The sequence below is a fragment of the Actinomadura sp. NPDC023710 genome, assembly GCF_040639875.1.
In the GTDB taxonomy this organism is placed as follows: domain Bacteria; phylum Actinomycetota; class Actinomycetes; order Streptosporangiales; family Streptosporangiaceae; genus Spirillospora; species Spirillospora citrea.
Window position 1 is genome coordinate 17,329 of sequence record NZ_JBFAGB010000051.1, and the last position, 26,907, is coordinate 44,235.

General features: G+C 73.3%; 18 protein-coding genes. 12 read left to right on the forward strand and 6 right to left on the reverse strand.

Annotated features, from left to right (window positions below; genetic code table 11):
• Positions 1-5: 5 nt before the first annotated feature.
• A complete protein-coding gene (xylB, locus tag AB0H37_RS39195) occupies positions 6-1,388 on the reverse strand; it encodes a xylulokinase (RefSeq protein WP_360617697.1) in 1,383 nt (460 codons plus the stop codon).
• Between the two features lie 91 nt (positions 1,389-1,479).
• Between xylB and AB0H37_RS39200 the strand changes: the two genes are divergently transcribed.
• Positions 1,480-2,685: an ROK family transcriptional regulator gene (locus AB0H37_RS39200; protein ID WP_360617698.1), complete on the forward strand. Its 1,206-nt coding sequence runs from the start codon at positions 1,480-1,482 to the stop codon at positions 2,683-2,685.
• On the opposite strand, the gene AB0H37_RS39205 is transcribed toward AB0H37_RS39200, so the two are convergent.
• Genes AB0H37_RS39205 through AB0H37_RS39215 form a run of 3 tightly spaced genes read right to left on the reverse strand, consistent with a single transcriptional unit; the run spans position 2,682 to position 7,581 of the window.
• A complete protein-coding gene (locus AB0H37_RS39205; RefSeq protein ID WP_329091490.1) occupies positions 2,682-4,205 on the reverse strand; it encodes a glycoside hydrolase family 43 protein in 1,524 nt (507 codons plus the stop codon). The two genes, AB0H37_RS39200 and AB0H37_RS39205, sit on opposite strands and share 4 nt — an antisense overlap.
• Positions 4,202-6,523: a glycoside hydrolase family 3 N-terminal domain-containing protein gene (locus AB0H37_RS39210; protein WP_360617699.1), complete on the reverse strand. Its 2,322-nt coding sequence runs from the start codon at positions 6,521-6,523 to the stop codon at positions 4,202-4,204. Before AB0H37_RS39210 ends, AB0H37_RS39205 begins: the two co-directional genes overlap by 4 nt.
• Positions 6,520-7,581: a LacI family DNA-binding transcriptional regulator gene (locus tag AB0H37_RS39215; RefSeq protein WP_360617730.1), complete on the reverse strand. Its 1,062-nt coding sequence runs from the start codon at positions 7,579-7,581 to the stop codon at positions 6,520-6,522. Before AB0H37_RS39215 ends, AB0H37_RS39210 begins: the two co-directional genes overlap by 4 nt.
• A 268-nt stretch (positions 7,582-7,849) precedes the next feature.
• Here AB0H37_RS39215 and AB0H37_RS39220 point away from each other — a divergent pair, with 268 nt between their 5' ends.
• From AB0H37_RS39220 to AB0H37_RS39235, 4 genes are all read left to right on the forward strand, one after another.
• Entirely contained in the window at positions 7,850-9,151 is a 1,302-nt protein-coding gene (locus AB0H37_RS39220; RefSeq protein ID WP_360617700.1) for an extracellular solute-binding protein, read from the forward strand.
• Positions 9,148-10,140 (forward strand): sugar ABC transporter permease, encoded by a 993-nt coding sequence (locus AB0H37_RS39225; RefSeq protein WP_329091484.1) that lies wholly within the window; start codon positions 9,148-9,150, stop codon positions 10,138-10,140. The genes AB0H37_RS39220 and AB0H37_RS39225 overlap by 4 nt, the downstream gene beginning before the upstream one ends.
• A complete protein-coding gene (locus AB0H37_RS39230; RefSeq protein ID WP_179834565.1) occupies positions 10,137-10,964 on the forward strand; it encodes a carbohydrate ABC transporter permease in 828 nt (275 codons plus the stop codon). Before AB0H37_RS39225 ends, AB0H37_RS39230 begins: the two co-directional genes overlap by 4 nt.
• 123 nt (positions 10,965-11,087) lie before the next feature.
• Positions 11,088-12,155, forward strand: a complete 1,068-nt coding sequence (locus AB0H37_RS39235; RefSeq protein ID WP_329091482.1) for a lytic polysaccharide monooxygenase — start codon at positions 11,088-11,090, stop codon at positions 12,153-12,155.
• Positions 12,156-12,287: 132 nt separating this feature from the next.
• On the opposite strand, the gene AB0H37_RS39240 is transcribed toward AB0H37_RS39235, so the two are convergent.
• Both AB0H37_RS39240 and AB0H37_RS39245 read right to left on the reverse strand, forming a co-directional pair.
• Positions 12,288-14,018 carry a glycoside hydrolase family 6 protein gene (locus tag AB0H37_RS39240; RefSeq protein WP_360617702.1) on the reverse strand — a complete coding sequence of 577 codons (1,731 nt, stop codon included), beginning with the start codon at positions 14,016-14,018 and terminating at the stop codon, positions 12,288-12,290.
• A 41-nt stretch (positions 14,019-14,059) separates the two neighbouring features.
• Complete coding sequence (locus tag AB0H37_RS39245) at positions 14,060-15,553, reverse strand: cellulase family glycosylhydrolase (protein WP_360617703.1); 1,494 nt, start codon at positions 15,551-15,553, stop codon at positions 14,060-14,062.
• 292 nt (positions 15,554-15,845) lie between these two features.
• Between AB0H37_RS39245 and AB0H37_RS39250 the strand changes: the two genes are divergently transcribed.
• From AB0H37_RS39250 to AB0H37_RS39280, 7 genes are all read left to right on the forward strand, one after another.
• Positions 15,846-16,883, forward strand: coding sequence for a LacI family DNA-binding transcriptional regulator (locus tag AB0H37_RS39250; RefSeq protein ID WP_179834568.1), 1,038 nt, complete (start codon positions 15,846-15,848; stop codon positions 16,881-16,883).
• Positions 16,884-16,993: 110 nt separating this feature from the next.
• Positions 16,994-19,918 carry a glycoside hydrolase family 48 protein gene (locus AB0H37_RS39255; protein ID WP_360617704.1) on the forward strand — a complete coding sequence of 975 codons (2,925 nt, stop codon included), beginning with the start codon at positions 16,994-16,996 and terminating at the stop codon, positions 19,916-19,918.
• 103 nt (positions 19,919-20,021) lie between these two features.
• Positions 20,022-21,197 (forward strand): DNA polymerase IV, encoded by a 1,176-nt coding sequence (gene dinB, locus AB0H37_RS39260; protein ID WP_218935132.1) that lies wholly within the window; start codon positions 20,022-20,024, stop codon positions 21,195-21,197.
• Between the two features lie 171 nt (positions 21,198-21,368).
• Positions 21,369-22,049: a GntR family transcriptional regulator gene (locus AB0H37_RS39265; protein WP_360617707.1), complete on the forward strand. Its 681-nt coding sequence runs from the start codon at positions 21,369-21,371 to the stop codon at positions 22,047-22,049.
• 303 nt (positions 22,050-22,352) lie between these two features.
• Positions 22,353-24,152 (forward strand): histidine kinase, encoded by a 1,800-nt coding sequence (locus tag AB0H37_RS39270; RefSeq protein ID WP_360617709.1) that lies wholly within the window; start codon positions 22,353-22,355, stop codon positions 24,150-24,152.
• Complete coding sequence (locus AB0H37_RS39275; RefSeq protein ID WP_179834572.1) at positions 24,143-24,817, forward strand: response regulator transcription factor; 675 nt, start codon at positions 24,143-24,145, stop codon at positions 24,815-24,817. Before AB0H37_RS39270 ends, AB0H37_RS39275 begins: the two co-directional genes overlap by 10 nt.
• 312 nt (positions 24,818-25,129) lie before the next feature.
• Complete coding sequence (locus tag AB0H37_RS39280; RefSeq protein WP_360617711.1) at positions 25,130-26,896, forward strand: ATP-binding protein; 1,767 nt, start codon at positions 25,130-25,132, stop codon at positions 26,894-26,896.
• Positions 26,897-26,907: the final 11 nt, after the last annotated feature.

A 26,907-nucleotide genomic window follows, 5' to 3' on the forward strand; every position in this document is an offset into this window, starting at 1 on the left:
CCTCCTCAGATCTCCGGGGCGGTGTCGCGCAGCGCCGCGTAGCGTGCGCGGACCCCGGCATCGGTGCGGTCGGCGGTGTGCTCGGTCGCGGGCGGCGCCGGCCAGGCGGGTGGTTCCGGCGTTGCGGCCAGGGCCCAGGCCGCCTGGCGGGCGGCGCCGAGCGCGACGTACTCGGCGGGCTCGGGGACGGTCACCGGCGTGCCGAAGATCGCCGGCGCGAGGGCCCGCACGGCCTCGGCGCGGGCGCCGCCCCCGATCAGCAGGACGCGGCGCGGCCGGACTCCCTGCGCGGCGAGATGGTCGACGGCGTCGGCGAGCGAGCACAGCAGCGCCTCCACGGCGGCCCGCGCGAGGTTCTCCCGCGTCGCGTTGGAGGTGCTGAGCCCCGCGAGCACGCCGCTGGCGTCCGGCCGGTCGGGGGTGCGCTCGCCGTCGAGGTAGGGGAGCAGCGTCAGGCCGCCCGCGCCGGGTTCGGCGGCGAGGGCCAGAGCGGACAGCTCCTCCAGTGAGGCCCCGGTCATCGAGGCGGCGGCCGACAGGATCCGCGCGGCGTTCAGCGTGCAGACGAGGGGCAGGAACCGGCCGGTCGCGTCGGCGAAACCCGCCACCAGCCCGGAGGCGTCGGCCGCGGGCTCCCCGGTGACCGCGAACGCCGTGCCGGACGTGCCGATCGACACGACGACGTCGCCGGGCTCCAGCCCGAGTCCGAGCGCGGCGCCCATGTTGTCGCCGGTGCCTGGGCCGAGCGCCGCGCCCCAGGCCGTCTCGCCGACGCGCTCGCCGGGGGCGGCGACGCGGGGCGTCCCGGCGTCGTGGCCCAGCGCCGCGCGCAGCAGGTCCGGCAGGTACGCGCCGGTCGCGGGGGACCAGTAGCCGGTGCCGGACGCGTCGCCCCGGTCGGTCACCGGCTCGGACGCGCCGAGCCGCAGCGTCAGCCAGTCATGGGGGAGCATGACCTGCTCGGTGCGGCGCGCGAGGTCAGGCTCGTGCTCGGCCATCCAGCGCAGCTTGGTCACCGTGAACGACGCCAGCGGCACGCTGCCGGTCCGCTCCGCCCAGGCCTTCGCGCCGCCGAGTTCCTCGACGAGGGCGCGGGCCTGCGGCGCCGAGCGCGTGTCGTTCCAGAGCAGGGCGGGACGGACGGGCTCGCCCGCGCCGTCGAGCGCGACCATGCCGTGCTGCTGGGCGGCGACGGCCACCGCGTCGGCGCGTTCGAGCAGGTCCTGGACCTGGCTCAGCGCGCTCCACCAGTGGTCGGGGTGGCACTCGGTGCCGTCCGGATGCGGGGCGGACGCCGTCGCGACCACGGCGCCGTCCGCGGCCCGGCACAGCACGACCTTCGTCGACTGCGTCGAGGAGTCGACGCCCGCGACCAGGCTCTCGGGCATCGGGTCCCGCCTTTCGTAAAGAGCGTGGACTAATTAACCTAGCAGAGGGCCTCTGCCCTGCCTATACACGTGATTCATTTAGGGTTCATCCATGACGAAGTCCGCGAACGCCCCCGTCCGGCACGCGACGATGCGCGAGCGGAACCTCGCCGTCGTCCTGGAGCACGTGGCCCGCCACCAGCCCGTGACCCGGGCGCGCCTGGCCGAGCTCACCGGCTTCACCAAGACGACGGTGTCCAACCTCGTCTCCCTGCTGGAGGGCGCGGGCCTGGTGCGGGACGGCGCACCGGTGCACGAGGGGGAGCGCGGCCGCCCCGGGGTGGGCGTCTCCGTCCACGGCGACGGCGCCGCCGGGCTCGGCCTGGAGGTCAACGTCGACTACCTCGCCGCCTGCGTCCTCGACCTCGCCAAGCAGGTCCGCTACCGGCACGTCGTCAGCTCCGACAACCGCGGCCGCGAGCCCGGCGCCGTGCTCGCCGCGCTGTCCGCGCTCGCGGGCGAGGCGGTCGCCGCCGTCGCCGGGCAGGGCCTGACCGTCGCCGGCGCCGCGGTCGCCCTGCCCGGCCTGCTCGACCGCGAGAACGGGGTGATGCGGCACGCCCCGAACCTCGGCTGGACGGACGTCCCCGTCACCGGCGCCCCGGGCCTGGCGACGGCGCTGCCCGCCGAGTACGACAACGAGGCCAACCTCGCGGCCCTCGGCGAGCTGTGGTTCGGCGACGGCGCCCGGTTCGGCGACTTCGTGCACGTCTCGGGGGAGATCGGGATCGGCGCCGGCATCGTCGTGGACGGGCGGGTGTTCCGCGGCGCGCACGGCTTCGCGGGCGAGCTCGGGCATCTGGTCGCCGACCCGTCCGGCCCCGCGTGCTCCTGCGGCGGGCGCGGCTGCCTGGAGCAGATCGCCGGACAGGAGGCGATGCTGCGCGCGGCGGGCCTGCCGGTGACGCGGCCGGCCGCCGGGCCGGAGGGTTCGGTGAGCAGGCTGGTCGAGCGGCTGGGCGCCGGTGACGCGGCGGCGCTGGACGCGGTGGCCCGGGCGGGCCGCGCGCTCGGCGGCGCGCTGGCCTCGGCCGTCAACCTGATCGACCCGGACACCATCGTGCTCGGCGGGGTCTTCTCCCCGCTGGCCGCCTGGATCCGGCCCCCGCTGGAGGGCGTCCTCGCGGAGGGGCCGGGCTCGCTGCGGCGCGGCGTGCCACCGGTCGAGGTCTCCGGCCTGGCGGAGGGCGCCGCGGTCCTCGGCGCCGCGGGCCTCGTCGTGGATCGCGTGATCGCCGACCCCGCGCTGCTCCTCTAGAGCGGGCGGTACTCGAACCAGGCGAAGTCGGCGTGGCCGCCGCCCGCCCGGCCGTTGGACGTGGCGTAGAGGCCGATGTAGGCGCCGGTGAAACCGCCCGCGACCTGGCTGCTGAGGAGGTCGCCGTCCACCGGGGGGCCGAGCGGCGCCCATTCCCCCGGCGTCGAGCCGTAGTACGCCTGGTACCAGCGTCCGTGCGCCTCGAAGGCCAGCCGGACGGGCCCCGGGACGGCGGGGCCCGCGGCGAGCACGGTCTCGGCCCCCTGCTCGCGTCCGACCAAGCGCAGTCCTTGGCTGGTGGACACGAGAAGGACATGGAAGTCGTTGTTCTGCACGAGGGCGAGCCCGGCCCGCTCCTCATCGGCCGGTGCGAAGTCGAGCGAGGTGAACGCGGCGAAGTCCTGGTGCTGCTGGCGCCGTCCGAGGAACGACGGGTTGGCCACGTCGGCGAGGGTCTCCGGACGGACGCGGAGCCGCAGGTGACCGGGGCGCTCCGTCAGGCTCCACCAGCGTTCGCGCGGCGTCCGCAGCATGTTCCAGGCCGGGCCCAGTTCGGGTCCGTCGAAGTGGTCGCACGCCGGAGCGGCCGGCCACGGGTGCGGCGGCAGCGACGGGACGGGGTGGCGCGGCTCGACCCGCCCGCCGGTCACCGGCCAGCCGTCCTCCCAGGTGACCGGGGTCAGGAACGTCTCCCGGCCGAGGGCGCACCGGTCGAGGTGGTGCGGGCGCATCGCGAGCAGCACCATCCACCATTCGCCGTCCGGGGTGTCCACGAGGTCGGCGTGCCCGGCCCCGACGATCGGATGCCCGGACCCGAGGTTGCGGTGCGTCAGCACCGGATTGCGCGGGTTCCCCTCGTAGGGACCCGTGACGGCGTCGGCGCGGGCGACCATCACGGCGTGGTCGTGGGCGGTGCCGCCCTCGGCCGTGAGCAGCACGTACCGGCCATCGACCTTGTACAGGTGGGAGCCCTCGGACCAGATCGCCCCCTTCACCGCCCCGTCCCAGACCACGTGCTCCTCGCCGGTCAGGGCGAGGGCGGACGGGTCGAACTCGCGCAGCCAGATCTCGGTGTGGCCCTCGTAGCGTCCCGTCGGCCGGGTGCCGGTGCACCATGCGCGCCCGTCGTCGTCGAAGAACAGGGACGGATCGATGCCCTCGCCGTCCAGCCGGCGCGCGTCCGACCACGGCCCGGCGGGATCGGACGCGGTCATCACGAAGTGCCCCGACCACCTCGTCCCGTCCACCAGCGTGCAGACCAGGTAGAAGGTGCCGTCGTGGTGGCGCAGCGTCGGGGCGTACAGGCCGCCGGACGCCGGGACGCCGTCCAGCGGCAGTTGGCCGGCCCGGTCCAGCGCGTGCCCGACCTGACGCCAGTGCACGAGATCGCGGCTGTGGAAGACCGGCAGCCCGGGGAACCACTCGAAGGTCGAGGTCACCAGGTAGAAGTCGCCGCCCACGCGGCAGACCGACGGGTCGGGGTGGCAGCCGGGCAGAACGGGATTGCCGAACGCGGTCACAGCGGCGTGACCTCCACCGGGACGGAGAGGACCCGGTCGGGGCCGAGTTCGCGGACGGGTCCGTCGAGCGTGAACGCGCCGTGCAGCGGCAGGTCGGCGCTCGACCGTCCCACGGAGACCTCGACGACGCCGGGCTCGACGATGCGGCGCAGGTCCGGGCCGGTGAAGGAGGTCCGGTCGGCGTGCACCCGGAACCCGACCCGCGCCGCCGCGCCCGGCTCCAGCCGGATCCTGGCCCACCCGGCGAGCCAGCGCGCGGGCCGCACCACCGAGGCGACCGGGTCGGACAGGTACAGCTGCGCCACCTCCGTTCCGGCGCGTTCCCCTGTGTTGCGGACGACCGCGCTGACCGTCACCGTGCCGTCGGTCGCCGCCCGCTCGTCCGCGCGCAGGTCCTCGTACTCGAACGACGTCCAGGTCAGACCGTGGCCGAACGGGTAGAGCGGGACGGGGTCGACCACGCTCCAGTCGTGCCCGCCGTCCATCAGCGACCGCAGGTAGGTGACCGGCGGGCCGGACGCGCGGCGCGGCACGCTGATCGGCATCCGCCCCGACGGCTCGACCCGGCCCGACAGGACCCCCGCGACGGCCCCGCCGCCCTCCTCGCCGGGAAAGAACGCCTGCACGACGGCGGCGGCCCGGTCGGCGAGGGACTCGATCGCGTACGGGCGCCCGGTCAGCATGACGATGACCGTGGGCGTGCCGGTGTCCAGGACGGCCGCGGCCAGCTCGGCCTGCCGCCCCGGCAGCGCGAGCGTCTCGGCGTCGCAGCCCTCGCCGGACGTGCCGCGGCCGAAGAGCCCCGCCCGGTCGCCGAGGGCGAGCACGCACACCTCGGCCTCGCGCGCCGCCGCGACGGCGGCCTCGATGTCGTCGTCCGCGGCGACGAACACGTCGGCCGAGGCCGCGACCCGCACGCCGGGCAGCTCGGCGCGCAGCGCTTCCGCCAGCGTCGGGATGTTCACGCCGAGCGGCATTTCCGGGTGCTGGCGGCCCACGTGGCTCGGGAACGTGTAGCAGCCCAGCATCGCGAACGGGTCGTCCGCCAGCGGCCCCGCCAGCACCACCCCCTCACCGGAGCGCAGCGGCAGCACGCCGTCGTTCGCCAGCAGGACGACCGACTCCTCGGCCAGCCGCCGCGCCAGCGCCCTGTGCTCCGGAGGGTCGAAGTCCAGGTCCGCCCCGCCTGCCCCGGCGGGCGCACCGTCCAGCAGACCCAGTTCGGCCTTCAGCGCCAGGACGCGGCCGGCGGCGCGGTCGAGCAGTTCCTCGGGCACGTCCCCCCGCCGGATCAGCTCGATCAGCGGCGTGCCGTAGCAGCGGACGGTCGGCAGCTCCATGTCGATCCCCGCGCGCAGCGCCAGCGCGGCGGCCTCGCCGCGCGACCCGGCCACCCGGTGCCGGCTCTCCAGGAACGAGATGCCGAAGTAGTCGGCGACGACGACGCCCGCGAAGCCGAGGTCCTCGCGCAGCAGGCCGGTCAGCAGGCGCTCGTCGGCCGCGGCGGGCATCCCGTCCACGTCGGTGTAGGAGTGCATGACCGAGCGGGCGCCGCCGTCGCGCAGCGCCATCATGAACGGCTCCAGGACGACGTCGGCGAACTCGCGCGGACCGATCGGCGTCGGCGCCATGTTGCGTCCGGCGCGGGAGGCGGAGTAGCCGGCGAAGTGCTTGAGCGTGGTGACGACGCCGGACCGCTCCAAGGCCCTCACGTAGGCCGTGCCGAGGACCCCGACGAGATACGGGTCCTCGCCGATGCACTCCTCCGTACGGCCCCAGCGGGCGTCGCGGACGACGTCCAGCACGGGCGCGAGGCCCTGGTGGACGCCCGCCGCCCGCATGCTCTCCCCGATCGCGGCGGCCATCTCGCCGACCAGCTCGGGGTCGAAGGTCGCGCCCCAGGCGGGCGGGCTGGGGAACACGGTGGCGCCCCACGTCATGAAGCCGTTGAGGCACTCCTCGTGCGCGATCGCCGGGACGCCGAACCGGTTGCCCGCGGCGACGCGGCCCTGCAGCTCGCGGAGCCGGGCGGCGCCCTCGGCCGCCCCGACCGGCACGGTGCCGAACACGCGGGTGAGCTGTCCGAGGCCGCGGTCCAGGATCTCCTCCAGGCGCGGGGCGGTCTCGTGGGAGTCGTCCTCCATCGGCGCGACGGGCTCGCCCGGCCCGGCCGGCATCGCCCAGAAGCCGGCGAGCTGCCCCGCCTTCTCCTCGGGCGTCATCCGGGCCAGCAGGGCGGCGACCCGCTCGGCGACCGGAAGCCCGCGGTCCTGCCAGGGCCCGCGGATCGTGCTCGGGGCCGGGACGGCTTCGGTCATCGCTCCTCCGTGGGGGACGGCGAGGTGCGGGACGGCGAGGTCGGGGGCGGCGGTGCGGTGGAGGCGCGCACCCGAAGGTCGGTGGCCAGCTCCACGCGGGGGGTCAGCGGCGGCCGGCCGTCCAGCAGCTGGAGCAGGGTGCGGGCCGCGACGCGGCCCATCTCCTCCAGCGGCTGCCGGACGGTCGTCAGCGGCGGCGACAGCCACTCGCAGGTCGGCAGGTCGTCGAAGCCGACGACGCTCAGGTCCTCGGGGATGCGCAGCCCGGCCAGCCGGGCCGCCTGGTAGGCGCCCATGGCCTGCTCGTCGCTGCCCGCGAAGACCGCGGTGGGCGGCTCGGGCAGCGCCAGCAGCTCGCGGGTCCGGGCGTACCCGCCCCGGTGGTGGAAGTCGCCGTACCGGACGAGGTCCCGGTCGACCTCGATCCCGGCGCGCTCCAGGGCGGTCCGGTAGCCGTCCACGCGGGCCTGCGTGCAGAGCATGTCGGCGGGGCCGCCGATCATCGCGATGCGGCGGTGGCCGAGCCCGATCAGGTGCTCGGTCGCGGCCAGCCCGCCCGCCCAGTTGGTGGCGCCGACGCTGGCGATCTCGGCGTCCGGCAGGTTCACCGGATCGACCAGGACGAGCCCGACGCCGGCCCGCTCCAGCTGCTCGCGCTGGCGCCGCGTCATCCGGGAGGTCACCAGGATGACCCCGTCGCTGTGGTGCAGCGCGGGCAGGTTCTGCCAGCTCGGCGGGCGGGCGTCGTCCTCGCGCACCAGCGAGACGACCACGCCGGTGCCGTGCTCGGCGCACTCGGCCTCCACCCCGCGCAGGATCTCCACCGCCCACGGGCTGTCCAGCCCGGCCAGGACCAGGTCGATCAGACCGGATCTGCGGGCGCGCCGGGACCCGCCGGGGCCGGGGTAGTTGTGGGTGCGCAGCAGCGCCTCCACGCGCTCGCGGGTCGCGGCGGCCACGTCGGTGCGGCCGTTGAGGACCTTGGAGACCGTGGCGGGGGACACCCCCGCCTCGGACGCGATCAGTGCCAGGGTCGGCCGGGACGGCGGGTCCGGCATCTCGTCGGTGGTGCGCACGGGCACGCTTCTCTCCTCCCCGAGGAAACGATTGCGAACAGTATCGCAATGTTTCGCGCTCTCCTAGTCCCGGTCCTGGACTTCTCAAGCGTTCCATTTAGGTCACTCACGGCCGAAGCCTTGACCGTGAGGGGGCCCTTTCTTAGAGTCCAACGGCAACGGCAAGCCCGAAGAATTTCGAAAAGTTTCGATCGAGCGGTCCCGTGCCGCCGCTCCCGGCCGAGCCCACCCCCCGATCCAGGAGGCCATCATGGGCATCCCACCGCTGTCGCGCCGTTCCCTCCTCACCGCAGTCTCCGCGGGCGCCGTGCTGGCCGCCGCCGCGCCCCTGCTCGCCGCCTGCGGCGACGGCGACTCCGGATCGGGAGGAGGCAAGGTGACCGTCGAGTGGATGGACATCGCGACCACCGAGCCGTCCAAGTCGCTCTACCCGCAGATCGCCAAGGCCTACGAGGCCGCGCACCCGAACGTCAGAATCAAGCTCACCAACCTGGAGAACGAGGCCTACAAGTCGAAGATGACGGCGCTCGTCGCCTCCGGGAAGCTCCCGGACGTCTTCGTGACCTGGGGCGGCGGGGTGCTCAAGCAGCAGATCGACGCGGGGCTGGTGAAGGACCTCACCTCCGACGGTGCGAGCCTGCTCGGCACCATCACGCCGGTATCGCAGAAGGCGTACCAGTTCGACGGCAAGACCTACGCCATCCCCTACGACATGGGCATGGTGGGCTTCTGGTACAACAAGCGGCACTTCGCCAAGGCCGGGATCAAGGACACCCCGAAGACCTGGGCGGAGTTCCTGGACGCCGTCCGCAAACTCAAGGGCGCCGGGGTCACCCCCATCGCGCTGGGCGGCAAGGACAAGTGGCCCGGCCACTACTACTGGGCCTACCTGGCGATGCGCGTCGGCGGCATGGCCGCGATGGAGCAGGCCGCCAGGTCCGCCGACTTCACCGCCCCGGCGTTCGTCCAGGCCGGGCAGCACCTCAAGGAACTGGTCGACCTCCAGCCCTTCCAGGGCGGCTTCCAGAACGCCGGCTACGACGCGCCGGGAGGCCAGGCCGCCACCATGGGCGCCGGGAAGGCGGGCATGGAGCTGATGGGGCAGTGGGCGCCGTCGGTGGAGAAGGACGCCTCAGGCAAGGGCATCGGCGACGACCTCGGCTGGTTCCCCTTCCCGACCGTCGACGGAGGCCTGGGCACCGTCACCGACGTGTTCGGCGGCGGCAACGGCCACTCGCTCAGCAAGGACGCGCCCAAGGAGGCACTGGACTTCCTGGCGTTCCTGATGAACGCCGAGAACGAGCGCAAGCTCGTCTCCTCGGGCGCCTTCATGCCGGTCGTCAAGGGCGCCGAGAGCGCGCTCGGCGACCCGAACCGCAAGCAGGTCGCGCAGGCGCTGGACGGCTCCAGCGGGTTCCAGCTCTACCTGGACCAGGCCTTCCCGCCCGCCGTCGGGCAGCAGGTCAACGACAGCGTCGCGGCCCTCGTCGGCGGCAAGGGGACCCCGGACGAGGTCGTGCGGCAGGTGACCAAGGCGGCCAAGAGCCAATGACGCTGTCCGCCACGACCGACGACCGGCCGCGGCCCGCCGTGCGGGCCCCGCGCGGGCGGGCCCGCGGCGCGCCGGCGGGGCGGCGGCTGCGCGACTGGATGTCGGCCACCTGGTTCCTCCTCCCGGCGCTGCTGCTGTTCCTCTTCTTCGTGCTGATCCCGATCTTCGTCGCGTTCTACACGAGCTTCTTCACCTGGGGCGGCTTCGGCCGGCCCGAGGACTTCGCCGGCCTGGACAACTACCGGAAGCTGTCCGCCGACCCCGTCTTCCGCGGCGACCTGTGGCGCGGCCTGGTCCTGGTCGTCCTGTCGATCGCCGTCCAGTTGCCGATCGCGCTCGGCACGGCCGTCCTGCTGAACCAGCGGATGCGCGGCCGCGCGGTCTACCGGGCGGTCTTCTTCGCGCCCTACATCCTGTCCGAGGTGATCGCCGGTGTGCTCTTCGGCATCATCTTCCTGCCGGGCACCGGGCTCGCCGACACGCTCGTCGGCGGCCTGCCGCTCGTCGGCGGCCTCGCCGGCACCTGGTTCTCCGACCCGGGCACCGCGCTGCCCACCCTGTTCGCCGTCATGACCTGGAAGTACTTCGGCTTCCACATGATGATCTACCTCGCCGGGCTGCAGGGCATCCCCGCCGAGGTGCTGGAGGCGGCCTCGATCGACGGGGCCGGGCCGTGGCGGCGGTTCCGCGCCGTCACGCTGCCGCTGCTCGGGCCGACGCTGCGGATCAGCATGTTCCTGTCCGTCATCGGCTCGATCCAGCTGTTCGACCTCGTGTGGGTCACGACGACCGGCGGGCCGACGAATTCCACGGAGACGATGGCCGTCACCATGTTCCAGTTCGGGTTCAAGCGGTACCAGATGGGCTACGCAAGCGCGATCAGCGTGGCCATGTTCCTCATCAGCATGGTCTTCTCCCTGCTCTACCAGCGTTACGCGCTGCGCCGCGACCTGCAGGGCGCCGTCACCTCCGCGGGAGGCCGCCGATGAGGGCGGGCCTCGCGCGCAGCGCGTCCCGGCACACCCTGGTGTGGGTGCTCGGCTCCTTCATCGTCGTCCCGCTGCTGTACGCGGTCCTCTCCGGGTTCAAGACGACGGGCGACCTCACCACGGACCCGGCCGGGCTGCCTGGGCCGTGGAAGGTGTCGAACTACACCGGCATCCTGTCGTCCGGCGACTTCTGGCGGCAGATCGGCAACAGCGTGATGATCGCGGTCGCCACCACGCTGCTCGCCGTCGCGGCGGCGGCGCTGGCGGCGTTCGCGTTCGCCCGCTACGCCTTCCGGGGCCGGGAGTTCTTCTTCACGCTGTTCGCGGCCGGCCTGATGTTCCCGCCCGCCGTGGCGGTGCTGCCGCTGTTCGTCCTGCTGCGCTCGTTCGGGCTGCTGGACAACCCGCTCGGCATCATCCTGCCGCAGGCCGCGTTCGCGCTGCCCATCACGATCATCATCCTGCGGTCGTTCTTCCGGACGATCCCGGCGGAGCTGGAGGAGGCCGCCATCATGGACGGCTGCAGCCGGTTCGGGTTCTTCTGGCGCATCCTGCTGCCGATGGCGAGGCCCGCCCTCGGCACCGTGTCGGTCCTGGCCATCGTGACGAGCTGGAACAACTTCTTCCTTCCGCTGCTGGTGCTGGCCGACCCGAAATGGCAGACGATCCCCGTCGGCATCCAGCAGTTCCAGGGGCAGTACTCGACGAACTACGCGCTCGTCATCGCCTACATCGTGCTGGCGATGGTGCCCGCCATCGCCTTCTACGCGGTGGCCGAGCGGCAGCTGATCGGAGGTCTCACCGCGGGCGCGACGAAGGGCTGAGCCCGCGGCCGTGCCCGTGTCCCCGGCGGCCGATGAAAGCCTGAAAGGCCCGTTCACGGGCCGCCCGGGGCCGAGTTAGCGTCCGCTGGACGGCACTCTCCTCGGCCCGGTGACAGGAGGACCATGGGCAGGCGAAGACGAAGGGCACTGGCCGCGGGCGCGGTGCTCGGACCCGCGATGATCGCCGGAGCGCTGCTGACGGCCGCGCCGGCGTCGGCGCACGGCGCGATGATGGTGCCCGGCAGCCGCACCTACCTGTGCTGGAAGGACGGCTTGAGCCCGACCGGGCAGATCGTCCCGCACAACCCGGCCTGCGCGGCGGCGGTCGCGCAGAGCGGCCCCAACTCGCTCTACAACTGGTTCGCCGTCCTGCGCTCGGACGGGGCCGGCCGCACCCGCGGCTTCATCCCCGACGGGAAGCCGTGCAGCGGCGGCGCGGTCGTCTACGACTTCAGCGGCTACGACCTCGCCCGCGACGACTGGCCGGTCACGCACCTGACCTCCGGCGCCGACATCGAGTTCCGGTACAACAAGTGGGCGGCCCATCCCGGAACGTTCCGCACCTACATCACGAAGGACAGCTGGAGCCCGACCAGGCCCCTCAGCTGGGACGACCTGGAGGACCAGCCGTTCTACAGCGTCACCGACCCGCCGAGCGTCGGCTCGCCCGGCAACGAGGACGCCTACTACCACTGGAACGCCAGGCTGCCCTCCGGCAAGAGCGGCCGCCACCTCCTCTACACCGTGTGGCAGCGCTCGGACAGCAACGAGACGTTCTACGGCTGCTCCGACGTGGTCTTCGACGGCGGTAACGGGGAGGTGACCGGCGTCGGCGAGGACGGCGGCGGCCCGACCGACCCGCCCACCGACCCGCCCGGCGACCCCGGCAAGGTCTGCAAGGCCGGGTACCGCTCCGTCGGCAGCTGGAACGGCGGTTACCAGGGCGAGATCACCGTCACCAACACCGGCACGCTCCCGCTCGGCGGGTGGATGGCCCACTTCACCTTCGCCAACGGCGAGACGGTCGACAGTCTGTGGAACGGCAGCCATACGCAGTCCGGCCCGGACGTCTCGGTCAAGAACGCGAACTACAACGGCGCCCTCGCCGTCGGCGCGTCGACCACGTTCGGGTTCACGGTGAAGGCGCCGGGCTCGCCGACCGCACTCGAACCCCACTGCATGACCTCCTGAGTCCCGAGCAGAACGTGGCCCGCGGCGTCCGACAGGGGACGCCGCGGGCCGCTTCCTTTCCGGGGCACCGCCTCCAGGATGGGGAGGCCCCGTGACCGGAGCGGGTCACGGGGCCGTTTCCGTGGTGGCCGGTTACCGGACGGGCGGGTTGGCGTTCTTGAGCAGCTCCTGGAACTGGGCGGAGAACCAGTGCCCGGACAGCGGGGCGTCCGCCAGCGCGCCGCTCATGTTGTTGTTGTTACGCGGGTTGCCGGTGTAGGTGGGGTCGCACATCCGGTCGAAGCCCTTGCCCTCGTCGTTCGGGATCTCCTTGCTGGCGCCGTCCGACTCTCCCGGGGGCTTCATCCACACGTAGGCGTCGATGCCGGCGGCGGGGGACGCCTTGGGCCGCTCGCCGAGACCGGCTCCCGCCTGGTTGCACCAGTTGCCGAGGTGGATGCGCCGGTCGGTCCGGCTGCCGTCCACATAGGCGTCCACGCTGGTCTTCGGGCCGGGGCCGGTCGGCCGGTTCGCGCCGCCCCAGCCGTTGCGGCTCGTGTCGACCAGCATGCCGATGCCCGAGTCGAACCCGTCCTTGACGAGTTCCTGCCGGAACGCCTGCGCGTAGGACAGCTCGTCGACGTACCGGTTCCAGTCGACCCACTTGGACTGCCGGACGGACGTGCCGTTCACGGCGTCGTTGATGGTGAAGTACGGCTCCTGCAAGGCTCCGTAGTTGGCGGTGTTGGTGATGAACCCGGCGATGTTGCCCTTCGAGCCGGACGCCTGCGCGACGGTGGCGAGCAGCTGCGCGGTCGGGGCGAAGTTGTCGTCCCAGCCGATCCAGCCGTGGTGGCCGACGTCGAGGTAGTTGTAGACGTTGGAGATGGCGCCTAGCTTCTGCAGCGCGTAGGCGACGCCCTTCTCGTAGTTGCCGTTGGCCTTCATGGTGTCGCAGTCCGGAGTGGCGGTCGGCCGGCCCCCGGCGTTGGTGATGAGGTTCGGCAGCGAGTCGATCTCCACGACCGTGACGACGCGCAGGTCGGCGTACTTGGCGTCGCCGAGGATCTGGGCGATCGGATCGATGAACTGCGTCTTGTACTTGTCGAGGTCGTCCGGCCCGAGTTCGCCGTTGGACGCCAGCGCGGAGCAGTCACGCCCGGGCAGGTCGTAGACGACGAGCTGGATCACACCGGCGCCCTGTTCGAGGGCCTCGTCGAGATGGGCGCGCAGGCCCATGGAGCCGCTCGTCCCCTGGATCGCGGCGATCCTGTCCAGCCACACGCCGGTCGACTGGTTGGACACCGCGCTGCCGCCGGGCTCGGCCGCCGCCTTGGCCGACCACTCGGGGTTCACGTACGCCTTGACCCCGGCGTAGGGGTTGTCGACGCGGTTGCCCGGGGGCGGATCGGTCGGCGGGTCGGTGGGCGGGTCGGTCGGTCCCGCCGACCCGGTGCAGAGGGTCCCGTTCAGCTTGAACTGCGCCGGCGCCTGGTTGGCGCCGGAGTAGGTGCCCTGGAAGCCGGGGTTGGCCGTCGCGTTGGTCGCCAGCGTCTGGGCCCAGCTCGGGTTCTTCACGGTGACGTGCTTGCCGGACTGCGTGAACGTCCCGTTCCAGCCGGAGGTCACCTGCTGGTCGCCGGCGAAGTCCCACTCCAGCGTCCAGCCGCCGCTGATCGGGTCGCCGAGGTTGGTGACCGTCACGGAGGCGGTGAAGCCCGTGCCCCAGTCGTTGGTTGTGTAGTCGACCTTGCAGCCGGCGGCCGCGCTGGCCTGGGCCTGGGCCAGCGCGACCATGCCTGAGGCGAGCAGCACGGCCGCCGAGGCGGCCGCCGCGCCGCGGCGCCGGGCGCCGCGGCCGCTGCGCGCGGAGGGATGTTTCATCCGGATTCCTCCATCTGGTTGGGGTGGGCTTCCATCGGGGGTCAGGGAGCGGAGCGCAGGTGGTCGCGCAGCCCGGCGCCGTAGGCGGTCGGGGTGCCGTCGTAGGAGCTGATCAGCGACGGGCCGCTGGAGCAGTCCCAGGTGTTCCACGTCCAGCCGAGGTAGGACGCTCCGCGCGCGTCCAGCCAGGTCATGAGCGAGTCGACGTAGGAGTGGCCGCAGGTGTTCTCGCCGATCTCGCCGGCGACGAGCGGGACCTGCGCGGCGACGGGCGCGATCTGCTGGTCCCAGCAGGACGCGTCCTTGCAGTAGTTGAAGTTGTAGGAGTGCCACGCGGCCGCCAGGTTCCCGGTGGGGTCGGACGGCTTCTGGGCGAGCCACTGGCCGAGGTCGTTGGAGTAGCTGCTGCCCGCGACCATGACGACGTTCTGCGCGCCGGTCGAGCGGACGGCGTCGAGGAGGTCCTGCATCCCGGCCGCCTCGTAGGTCAGGCCCGTGCAGGCCGAGCCGCCGTCACGCCAGCACTTCCACGACTGGGCGTAGTCCATGACCTGGAGGTTGTTCGGGTAAGGCTCGTTGAACAGATCGAAAACGACCGCCGTGTCGCCCTTGTAGGCGGCGGCGAGCTGCTTCCAGAATTCCGGTGCGTACTGGGCGTCCGGCATCGGTTTCTGGCATTCCGCCGCCGCGGTCTGGCAATGGCTGTCGTAGCCGGTCCACAATCCGCGGCTCCAGTGCAGTTCCAGGATGGGGGTGATGCCGTTCTCTTCGAGCAGCCCCACGTAATTCTTGACGGCGTTCTGGTAGGCGGTTCCGCGGTAGGCGGGATCGACGTTGTCCAAGCCCAGCCAGCAGTCGGAGTTGAGCGGCACCCGGACGGCGTTGACATTCCAGTTCTTGATCGCGGCGACGGAGGCGGCGTCCATGGGGCCGTCCCATATCCCGTTGCCCTGGACGCAGGCGAACTCGCCGCCCGAGCGGTTCACCCCGCGAAGGCGCACCGCGGCGCCGGCGGCGTTCACGAACGTGTTGCCGGAGACCTTCAGCCTGGGGGCGGGTCCGCCGGGCGGGGGAGTGGTCGGGGGATCGGTGGTGGGCTCGCCGCCGCCGTTGCAGGCCGTCCCGTTGAGCGCGAAAGCGGTCGGCGCCGCGTTCGTGCCGCTGTAGGCGAACTGCGCTCCGGCCTGCGCGGACGCGCCCGTCGAGAGGGCCGCGTTCCAGCTCTCGTTGGCGACCGTGACGGTCGTGCCCGACTGCGTCCACCGGCCGTTCCACCCGCCCGTGAGGCGCTGGTTCCCGGTGTAGGAGTACGTCAGCGTCCAGCCGTTCACGGCCGGTCCCCGGTTGGTGATCGTGACGGCGGCGGTGAAGCCGGTGCCCCAGTCGTTGGTGGTGTAGCCGACCTCGCAGGCGACGGCGGCGCGGGCGGGCGGCGCGCCGAGCACGGTCCCGGTGCCCGCGACGAGCGAGCCCGCCGCGCAGATCGCGCCGGTCAGCGCCGCCACCGCGGCGGTGCGCGGGGAAAGCGATCTCATGGATCTCCGCCTTCACGTCGGATGATTGGGCTTGGGAGCGCTCCCACTCCTGGACTGCGGTGAACGTAGAACGCCTTGGACGCGGGAGGGAAGCCTTGTTCCATTCCTTTCACGAACTTTCACGGCGCCTTGCGCGCGCGGTGAGCGGCGGGTGCGGGCGACCCGGAATTCGGTTTCGTCGCGACCCTTGACACGATGCGCGTCCGATCAGATTCTTGGGAGCGCTCCCACTACTCCCGACCCGGTCCACCCCCTCGAAAGGCCGGGAACCCCCGAAGGGAGTGCCGCAAGCGTGACCGTCACCCACCCCCCGCACGACCCCGCCCTCCCCGACCGACCGCCCACCCTCGCCCACGTCGCGCAGCTGGCCGGCGTGTCGCCGGCCACGGCGTCCCGCGTGCTGAACGGGTCCGCGCGCGTCAGCAAGGCGGCCCGCCTCCAGGTCGAGGCGGCGGTCGAGCGGCTCGGCTACGTCCGGCGCCGCAGCGGCCCTCCCGACCGGGAGTCGTCCGGCACCATCGCCGCCGTCGTCTGCGAGGACGGCTGCCGCGTCCTCGGCGACCCCTTCTTCGCACGCCTGCTGTGGGGCCTGCGCCGCGAGCTCGGCGGCCGGGCGCCGCTCGTCGTCCTCATGGCCGGCCGGGCGGACGAGTGGCGGGCGACCACCGGCTACCTGCGCGGCGGGCGGGCCGAAGGCGTGCTGCTCGTCAGCGCCCGCCGCGACCAGGTCGCCCCGCTCGTGCAGGCCGCCGCCGGCGCTCCCGTGGTGCTCGCCGGGCGCCCCCTCGACGAGGTGGCGCTGCCCTACGTCGACGTCGACAACCGGGGCGGCGCGCATGCCGCCGTCCGGCACCTGCTGGCCTCGGGCCGCCGCCGGATCGGCACCATCGCCGGGCCCGCCGACATGGGCGCCGCCGTCGACCGGCTCGCCGGCTACCGGCTCGCGGCGCGCGAGGCCGGGATGGGCGTCAACGGGCTGGTCTGCCAGGGCGACTTCGGCCGGCTGTCCGGTGAGCGGGCGATGCGCCGCCTGCTGGAGCGCCGGCCGGACGTCGACGCCGTGCTCGCCGCGTCCGACCAGATGGCGGTCGGCGCGCTGAGCGCGCTGCGCCGCGCGGGCCGCCGCGTCCCCGACGACGTCGCGGTCGTCGGGTTCGACGACGCCCCGGTGGCCCAGCAGGTACGCCCCCGGCTGACGACCGTCCGGCAGCCGGCCGAGGACCTCGGCGCCCGCCTGGCGCGCGAGCTGCGCGCCTGCACCGGCGGCAGGCCGAACACCGAGCGCGGCGTCGTGCTGCGCACCAAGTTGATCATCCGGGAGTCCGGCTGACGGACCGGGGCCGGCGTGGCCCCCGCCCACCCCATCACCACCACCGCCGTGCTCCGCCGGTGGTGGAGACCGCCACGCCCGGACGCCGGGCGCGACTGGAAGGAACACAGGTGAGAAGACATCAACGATGGCGCGCGTTCACGGCCGTGGGCGCGACGCTGGCCCTGCTCTGCGGCGGCCTGGGCGTCATGGCCCCGGCGCACGCCGCCGCAGCGGCGTGCAAGGTCGTCTACAAGAAGAACGACTGGGGCAGCGGTTTCACCGCGAGCATCGACATCACCAACCAGGGCGACGCGCTGGACGGCTGGAAGCTGACCTACTCCTACTCGGGGAACCAGAAGCTGGCGAGCGGCTGGTCGGCGAAGTGGTCGCAGTCGGGCCAGCAGGTCACCGTCGAGAACGAGAACTGGAACAGGACGCTCGTCTCGGGCGCCTCGGTGAACGTCGGCGCGCAGTTCACCTACAGCGGGACGAACACCGACCCCACCGCGTTCAGCCTCAACGGCACGCCGTGCAACCAGAGCTCGTCCGCCCCGACGGTGGCGCTGACGAGCCCGTCCGCCGGCGCGACGTACTCGGTGGGCTCCGCGGTGCCGATCGCCGCCACCGCGGCGGCCGGCTCCGGCGCGACCGTCTCCAAGGTGGAGTTCTTCGACCAGGACGGGGCGCTCGGCGCCGCCGACACCACCGCCCCGTACGGGCTGAGCTGGACGCCCACCGCGGGCGGCTCGTACTCGATCTACGCGAAGGTGACCGACAGCACCGGCGCGACGGCCGAGTCCGCGCCGGTGGGCGTCACGGTGACGGCGGCGGCGAGCGTCGTGGCGAGCCCCGCTGCGCTGACCGTCGCGCAGGGCGCCAAGGCCACGTACGCGGTCAAGCTGTCGCAGGCCCCGTCCGCGACGGTGACCGTGACGACGACCCGGACCGCGGGGAACTCCGGCCTGTCGGTGACGGGCGGCGGGACGCTGACCTTCACGCCGCAGAACTGGTCCACCGCCCAGAACGTGACGATCACCGCGGACGCCTCCGGGACGGGCCAGGCGACGTTCACCTCCGCCGCGCCCGGCCATGCGGCGGCCAAGGTCAACGCGACCGAGGTGGCGACCTCCGGCGACACCTACACCCAGCGCTTCCTCGACCAGTACAACAAGATCAAGGATCCGGCGAACGGCTACTTCAGCCCCGAGGGCATCCCGTACCACTCGGTGGAGACGTTCATGGTCGAGGCCCCCGACCACGGGCACGAGACGACGTCGGAGGCCTACAGCTACCTCATCTGGCTGGAGGCCATGTACGGCAAGGTCACGCAGAACTGGGCCCCCTTCAACGCCTCCTGGGCGCTGATGGAGAAGTACATGATCCCGACGCACGCGGACCAGCCGACGAACTCCTTCTACAACGCCTCCAAGCCCGCCACCTACGCCGCCGAGCACGCCGCCGTGAGCGACTACCCGTCACTGATCGACGGCAGCGTCCCGGTCGGCCAGGACCCGATCGCGGGCGAGCTGAAGTCCGCCTACGGCACCGACGACATCTACGGCATGCACTGGCTGCAGGACGTGGACAACGTCTACGGGTACGGCAACACGCCCGGCGGCGGCTGCGAGCAGGGCCCGAGCGCTGACGGCCCCTCCTACATCAACACCTACCAGCGCGGGGCGCAGGAGTCGGTGTTCGAGACCGTCCCGCAGCCGACGTGCGACAAGTTCGCCTTCGGCGGCACCAACGGCTATCTCGACCTGTTCATCAAGGACTCCGCCTACGCCAAGCAGTGGAAGTTCACCGACGCGCCGGACGCCGACGCGCGCGCCATCCAGGCCGCGTACTGGGCGAACGCCTGGGCCAAGGACCAGGGCAGGTCCGGTGACGTCTCGGCCACCGTGGCCAAGGCGGGCAAGATGGGCGACTACCTGCGCTACTCATTCTTCGACAAGTACTTCAAGAAGATCGGCGACTGCCATTCGCCCTCGTCCTGCCCGGCCGGGTCGGGCAAGGACAGCGAGCACTACCTGCTGTCCTGGTACTACGCGTGGGGCGGCGCGACGGACACGAGCGCCGGCTGGGCGTGGCGCATCGGCGACGGCGCCTCGCACTTCGGCTACCAGAACCCCCTGGCCGCCTACGCCCTGGTGAACGACGCCGCGCTCGCGCCCAAGGGCGCGACGGCCAAGGCCGACTGGGGCAAGAGCCTCACCCGGCAACTCCAGCTCTACAGGTGGCTGCAGTCCGCCGAGGGCGCGATCGCCGGAGGCGTCACCAACAGCTGGGAGGGCAGCTACAGCACGCCCCCGGCCGGCCTGACCGAGTTCTTCGGCATGGCCTACGACTGGCAGCCCGTCTACCACGACCCGCCGAGCAACCAGTGGTTCGGCTTCCAGGCGTGGTCGATGGAGCGCGTGGCCGAGTACTACCAGGTCACCGGCGACGCGTCCGCCAAGGCGATCCTCGACAAGTGGGTCTCCTGGGCGCTGTCGCAGACGACGGTCGACCCGTCCACGGGCGGAATCAAGATCCCCTCCACTCTCAAGTGGACGGGGCAGCCGGACGCGAACTGGTCGGGCTCCACCGGGATGCCGCCCGCCAACGCCGGTCTGCACGTCTCGGTACAGGACTACACCGACGACGTCGGCGTGGCCGCCGCGTACGCCAAGACCCTGACGTACTACGCCGCCAAGTCCGGTGACGCCGCCGCCAAGCAGGCCGCCAAGGACCTGCTCGACGCCATCTGGAAGCACACCGACGCCAAGGGCGTCTCCGTCCAGGAGACCAGGTCCGACTACAAGCGCCTCACCGACCCGGTCTACGTCCCCGCCGGCTGGAGCGGCACGATGCCGAACGGCGACCCGATCAACTCCAGCTCGACCTTCATGTCCATCCGTTCCTTCTACAAGAGCGACCCCGACTACGCGCGCGTGTGGGCGTACGCCAGCGGCCAGAGCTCCACGGCGCCGGCCTTCACCTACCACCGCTTCTGGGCCCAGGCGGACATAGCCCTGGCCATGGCCGACTACGGCCGCCTCTTCAACGAGTGACCACCCGCACGAGGGCCCGTCGCGACGCTCGTCGCGGCGGGCCCTCCGCTCGTTCCAGGGGCCCGCCACCAGGAGCGACGGCCGAATATGCGAACATATGTTCGTGTCCGATGGTGCGACGATCCTGCATGCCGACCTGGACGCGTTCTACGCGTCGGTCGAGCAGCGGGACGATCCCGCGCTGCGGGGGCGGCCGGTGATCGTCGGGACGGGCGTGGTGCTGGCGGCGAGCTACGAGGCCAAGGCCTGCGGCGTGCGGACGGCGATGAGCGGCGGGCAGGCCCGCCGGCTGTGCCCGCGGGCGGTCGTCGTCCCGCCGCGCATGAGCGCCTACAGCGCGGCGAGCAAAGCGGTCTTCGCGGTGTTCCGGGCCACGACGCCGCTGGTGGAGGGCCTGTCGATCGACGAGGCGTTCCTCGACGCCGACGGGCTGCGCCGCCCGCCGGTGGACGTGGCCGTCCGGCTGCGGCGCGAGATCGCCGAGGAGGTCGGGCTGCCGATCACGGTCGGGGTCGCCCGCACCAAGTTCCTCGCCAAGGTCGCCAGCGGCGTCGCCAAGCCCGACGGGCTGCTGGTGGTGCCGCCGGACGGCGAGCTGGAGTTCCTGCGCCCGCTGCCGGTGCGGCGGCTGTGGGGCGTGGGGCCCGCGACCGCGGCCAAGCTCGCCGGGTTCGGCGTGGCGACGGTCGGGGACGTGGCCGGCATGCCGGAGTCCACCCTGGTATCGATGCTCGGCCCGGGGGCGGGCCGCCACCTGTACGCCCTGGCGCACAACCGCGACCCGCGCCCCGTGCGGACGGGGGTGCGGCGGCGGTCGATGGGGGCGCAGCGGGCGCTCGGCCGCCGCGAACGCTCGGCGGCGGAGCTGGACGTGATGCTCGTCGGGCTGGCCGACCGGCTCGGCGGACGGCTGCGCAAGGCCCGCCGCGTCTGCCGGACGGTCACCCTCCGGCTGCGGTTCGGCGACTACGCCCGGGCCACGCGCTCGCACACGCTGGCCCAGGCCACCGCCGAGACCTCCGTGCTCCTGGCGGCGGCGCGGGGCCTGCTCGCAGCCGCCGTGCCCGTGATCGACGAGCGCGGCCTGACGCTCATCGGCCTCTCGCTCGGCAACCTGCACGACGACCGTGCCGTCCAGCTCACCCTGCCGTTCGACCAGGCGATGGCGGTGGACGGCGCGGTGGACGGCGTCCGGGACCGGTTCGGCTCGTCCGCCATCACCCGAGCCGTCCTTCTCGGCCGGGACCAGGGCGACTCGGTGCCGCTGCTGCCCGACTGACCGGCGCGGCCCGCCGGAGTGGCAGGCGTCGCGCGACGCCGTTCGAGGGCGGTCCGTCGAACGCGAAGGTTCTTCTCGTCTTCGTCGTCGGAGAGAATGATGACGCGCTGTCGCGGTGACCGGCCCGGCGAACACGTCCGGGCGGTGCGGGCCGAGGGTGAGGAGAACCGGGTGGGTGCCGCGAAGAAGCAGGACCAGACCAGGGCGGGCAAGGCCGAGTTCTGCTACGAGCTGCTGCGGTCGCGCATCCTCGAAGGCACCTACGTGCCCGGATACCGGCTGGTCATCAACCAGCTCGCCCAGGAGGCCGGGGTCAGCACGATCCCGTTGCGCGAGGCGCTGCGCCGGCTGCAGTCCGACGGGCTCGTGGAGGTGGTGCGCAACGTCGGCGCCCGCGTCGCGGTCTTCGACGCCGAGCAGGTCGAGCACACGCTGCAAGTCCTCGCCCGGCTGGAGGGCTACGCCACCGCGATCTCAGCACCGCTCATGACGGCCGCGCACATCGCCGCCTCCCGCAAGATCAACGATCGCATGGTGGAGGCGCTGGAGGTGTTCGACCCGACCGCGTTCACCGCGCTCGACCGCGCGTTCCACTTCTCGATCTACGAGCACTGCCCGGACGCGCACCTGCGCTCTCTGCTCGAAGCCGAGTGGACGCGGCTGGACCACATGCGCCGCTCGACCTTCGGCTACGCCCCCGGCCGCGCCCGCCGCTCCGTGGCCGAGCACGGGCACATCCTCGACCTCGTCACCGGCGGCGCCGGCCCCGCCGAGATCGAGCGCATCGCCTGCGCCCACAAGAACGCCACCGCCGACGCCCTCCACGGCGCGCATCCCGTCCCGCACAAGTAGACCTGCGATCCGGCGGAAGGATGCCCGGATCCGCAGGGCAGCACGGCGGTGTTCCGCGTCAGGGGAAAGCCGCCGTGGATGGTCCCATAGCCGGGGCGCGGAGTCCCGTGAGGCAGGGACGGAATCGCCGGAACCGCTCGCGCATCGATCGGATAACGCCCCTTCGGGAGTGCGCCCCGAGTCGGGAGGATGCCGGTGCGCCCGCCGAGGGGCGCGCGGCCCCGGGAAAGCACGGACCCGCCTCCCGTGGGTTCGCGGTGGCGGGACGGGGGCCGAGGTCCCAGCATGGAAAGGATGGTCGTGGTGATTTCCGCGCCACGCAGGCGCAGGTCGCCGCCGTGGTTCGGGACGGAGGCGAGGCGCGCCCTCGTCGCCGGGGCGGCGGTCGCGGGGCTGGCGCTCCTCGCAGGCTGGCCGTACTGGCGGGACCATCCGGCCGCCGCGGCGACCACGCTGGCCAGCTGCGCCGCCATCGCCGTGGTGGGGGTGCTGCTCGCGACCGGGCCGCGCACCCGCCGCACCGGGCTGCTGTTCGCGGCCGCGTCGGTGTTCTGGGCGGTCAACTGGGCCGCGAGCTGGGATGCGACCATCGGGCCCATCATGTCGCCCTACGCCCAGGCCGACTTCTACCTCGCCCTCGCCGTCGGCGTCCTGCTCTACCCGGGCGGGCGGCTGGAGTACCTGGGAGACCGGATCTGGACGGTCATGGCGTGCCTGATCCTGTGGGGCTGCCCCACGGCGCTGTGGGTCACGTCCGAGCCGGAATGGGCCGCGTTCCGGGGCGAGTCGGTGTGGTGGCCCGCCCTCTACCCCGACCTGGACACCTTCAAGGTCGTCCTTCAGGTCTCCGCCGCCCTGTACCTCCTCCTCGCCCTCTCGTTCGCCGTCGTCCTCCTCTTGCGGCTGCCGCGGATGGGCCGGTTGCGGCGCCTGCTCGCCCTGCCCGTGACGGTCGCGATCGGGTTCGTCGGCATCTCGGCGGCGTTCACGCAGAAGCCGATCATGGAGGCGTCGATCCCGCTGGACGACCTGCTGCGCGTCTACGTGATCCAGGGCGCGGTCGTCGTCCTCGTCCCCCTGACGCTGCTGGCGTCCGGGCTGCGGGTCCGCATCGCCGAGCTGACCGTCGCGGGGCGGATGCTCCGGCTGACCGCCCCGGTGTCGGTGGAACGGGTCCGCGACGCGCTGCGCGACGTCCTGCACGACCCGACCCTGGAGCTCTGGTTCTGGGCGCCGACGGAGGGCGTCTACGTCGACATCGCCGGGCACTCGGTCGACCTGGGCCCGCAGACCGGTGGCGCGGACGGCCCGGCGGAGGACGGCGGGCGCTGGCGGCACCGGGTGCGCGGCGCCGCCGGTGAGCCGCTCGCGGTCGTCGAGCTCGGCGGCGCGCTGCGCGACCACGGCTCCCTCGTGGAGGCCGCGCTCGTCGCGGGCGGCCGGGCGCTGGAGACGGCGCGGCTGCAGGCCGGCGTGCAGGCGGGCCTCGAACAGGTCCGGGCCGCCTACCGGCGCCTCGTGCGGGCCGAGACCGCCGAGCGCGAGCGGCTCGGCCGCGACCTGCACGACGGCGCGCAGCAGCGGCTGCTGGCGGTCGGCGCGATGCTCGGCACGCTGGAGGCCGTCACCGGCGACCCGGCGGTCAAGGAGCACGCCCGCGCCTGCCGCGCCGAGCTGAGGGAAGCCCTCGCCCAGTTGCGGGCGCTGGCCAGAGAGGTGCAGCCGGCGCTGCTCGTCCAGCACGGTCTCGGCCCGGCGCTGGAGGTCGTCGCCGAGCGGCTCGGCACCCGGGTCGCGCTCGACGTCACGCCGCGCCGGTTCTCCCGCGAGATCGAGTCCACGCTTTACTCCGCGCTGTGCGAGACGCTGTCGTACGCTGTCGAGCGCGCGCGTGCCACCCGGATCTCCGTGTGGGTCGGCGAGGAGGACGGGCGGGTGCTCGCCGAGATCGGGCTCGACGGTGCCCGCCCCGGAGACCCCGCCGACCCCGCCGCCGATCTGGCCGGTCCGTCCGGCCTGATCCGGGCGCTGCGCGGTGAGGTGGAAGTCGGCGGCGGCCCCCGCGCGGGCATGACGGTAAGGATGGACCTTCCATGCGAGTAGCCGTGGCGGAGGACAGCGGGATCTTCCGGCAGGCTCTGGTCACCCTTCTCACCACGGTCGGGATCGACGTGGTGGCCTCCGCCGGCTCCGGCGAGGAACTGCTGGCCCGCGTCGCCGACGATCCGCCGGACGTCGCCATCCTCGACCTGCACATGCCGCCCACGTTCACCAACGAGGGCGTCGTGGCGGCACGCCGGCTCTTGGAGCGCCACCCCGGCCTCGGCGTCCTGGTCCTGTCGGCCTTCAACGAGACCCCGCAGGCGATGGAGCTGTTCCGCGGCAGGCCGCGCGGCGTCGGATACCTGCTGAAAGACCACGTGACGGACGTGGAGAACCTGCGTTCGGCGCTGGAGCGGGTCATGCGCGGCGAGGTCGTCATCGACCCCGACGTGGTGACCAGGCTGGTCGAGGCGCGGCACCGCGAGCAGGAGCTGTCCAGGCTGTCGGGGCGCGAGAGGGAGGTCCTCGGGCTGATGGCGGAAGGCCACTCCAACGCCGGCATCGGAAAGCGGCTGCACCTGTCCGCCCGGACGGTCGAGGACCACGTGCGGGCCATCTTCGCCAAGCTCAAGATCACCACGCCCGGCGGGCCGCCCGGTCCCCAGGACAGCAACAAGCGCGTGCTCGCCGTCCTGACGTGGCTGCGCGCCGCCGAGACCCGCTGACCGCAACCGGACACCCCGGGAGCGCGGTCATCGCGTCCACCGGCGCCCACCCGCGTCCCACGCATCGATCGGGTAACAGACCCTCGCGCGGCGGTGCGGCGGTGGGGAAAACTGCCTGTGCGGGTCCGGTCGCGTCAGGTGACCTCGGTGGTGGCCCCCGCACGCCACCGCGATGCGCCACGGGCCCGTCCTCGGGCTCGTGACGCGGCCGTTCCCGGCACGATCCCATGCTCCCGGCGGCGCCCTGCGCGCACATCCGGGAAAACCCCCGTCCCGGACGGTGGTTTCCCGGGACGACACGGAAGGATCGCGGTGAGGCCCGTCCCCCGGTGGCCGCCGTGGCTCGGCGCGCGGGTCCGACGCGCCCTGGCCGCGGGGGCGGCGGTCGCGGTCGCGGCGCTGGCCTTTGGCTGGCCGCACTGGCGCGCCCAGCCCCTCGCCGCCGCCGTCACCCTGGTCTGCTGCGGCGGGTTCGCCGTCGCGGGCGGGCTGTTCGCGGCGGGGCGCACCGGCCGGCGCACCGGCGCGGCGTTCGTCGCGGCCGCCGCGGCCTGGGCCGTCACCTGGGCGGCGGCCTGGAACACCGGCGCGGCGCCGCTGGTGTCGGTATTCGCCCAGTCGGTGTTCTTCCTCGCCATCGGCATCGGCGTGCTGCTGTACCCGGCGGGGCGGCTGGAGGGCGCCGCCGCGAAGCCGTGGACCGCCGCCGCCGTTGTGATCATGATCGGCGGGCAGGCGCTGCTGTGCGCCGTCTCCCGTCCGGCCTGGAACGGCTTCGCGGCGTCGGTGACCTGGCCGGTGCTGCGCCCCGACCACCAGGCGTTCCACGGCGTCCAGCGGGGGCTGGCCGGCGCGATGACGGTGCTGGCCGGCGCCCTCGTGGTGATCCTGGTGGCCCGCCTGCAGCGCACGGGGCGGCTGGACCGCGCGCTCACCGTTCCCGTCGCGGTGGCCGTGACGTTCGGCGTCACCGGCGCCCTGGCGGTCCAGAGCACCCTCATCGGCAGCGACGCGGAACTGGCGGACGTGCTGGACGTCTACCTCTTCCAGGGCGTCTTCGCCACGGTGCTGCCGCTGGCGTTCCTCGGCGCCGCGCTGCGCGCCCGGCTGGCCGAGCTGATCGTCGCCGAGCGGATGCAGCGCCTGCTCGTCGCCCCCGTCTCGGTGGCGCGCGTCCGCGGCGCGCTCCGCACCGTCCTGGGCGACGGCGACCTGGACCTGTGGATGTGGGCGGACGGCGGCTACGTCGACGTGGACGGCCGCCGCATGCGCGACGCGCCCGGAGGCGCGGCGGGCCGCTGGCGGCACGAGGTCCGCACGTCCGGCGGCGAGCCCCTCGCCACCGTCGACCTCGCCGCCGCGCTCCGCGACCACGAGCCGCTCGTCGAGGCGGCGCTGGTCGCGGGCGGCCGCGCGCTGGAGACGGTCCGGCTCCAGGCCGCCGCGCAGGCCAATCTGGAGCGGGCGCGCGAGGCGCGCGAGCGCCTGGTGCGCGTCCAGGCGGCCGAGCGCGAGCGGCTCGCCGCCGACCTGAAGCACAGTGCCCGGCAGCGGCTCCACGACCTGGAGGAGATGCTCGTCCGGCTGGAGGTCGCGGCGGCCGACCCGCGGGCCCGCGAGCAGGCCGGGACCTGCCGCCGCGAACTGACCGAGGCGGTCGCCGAACTGGAGGCACTGGCCCGCGGCATGCACCCGGCGATCCTCGCCGACGCCGGGCTGGCCCCGGCGATGGAGCTGGTCGCCAGCCGCACGGCCGTGCCCGTCCATCTCGACCTGCCCGCGGACCGGTTCCCGCCCGAGATCGAGTCGACGCTCTACTTCGCGCTCTGCGAGGCCCTCACCAACGCCGTCAAGCACGCCCGGGCCGACGCGATCCACCTGACCGTCCGCACGGGGCCGGACGAGATCGCCGCCGAGGTCCGCGACGACGGCGTCGGCGGTGCCGCCCCGGACCCGGGCGGCGGCCTGGCGGGCCTCACCGACCGCATCCGCGCCCTGCGCGGCCGGGTCACCGTCCAGAGCCCGCCGGGGGAGGGCACCATGGTCCGCATCGTCCTCCCGTCCGGAGACGGCGCCTGAGTCCTCCGGCC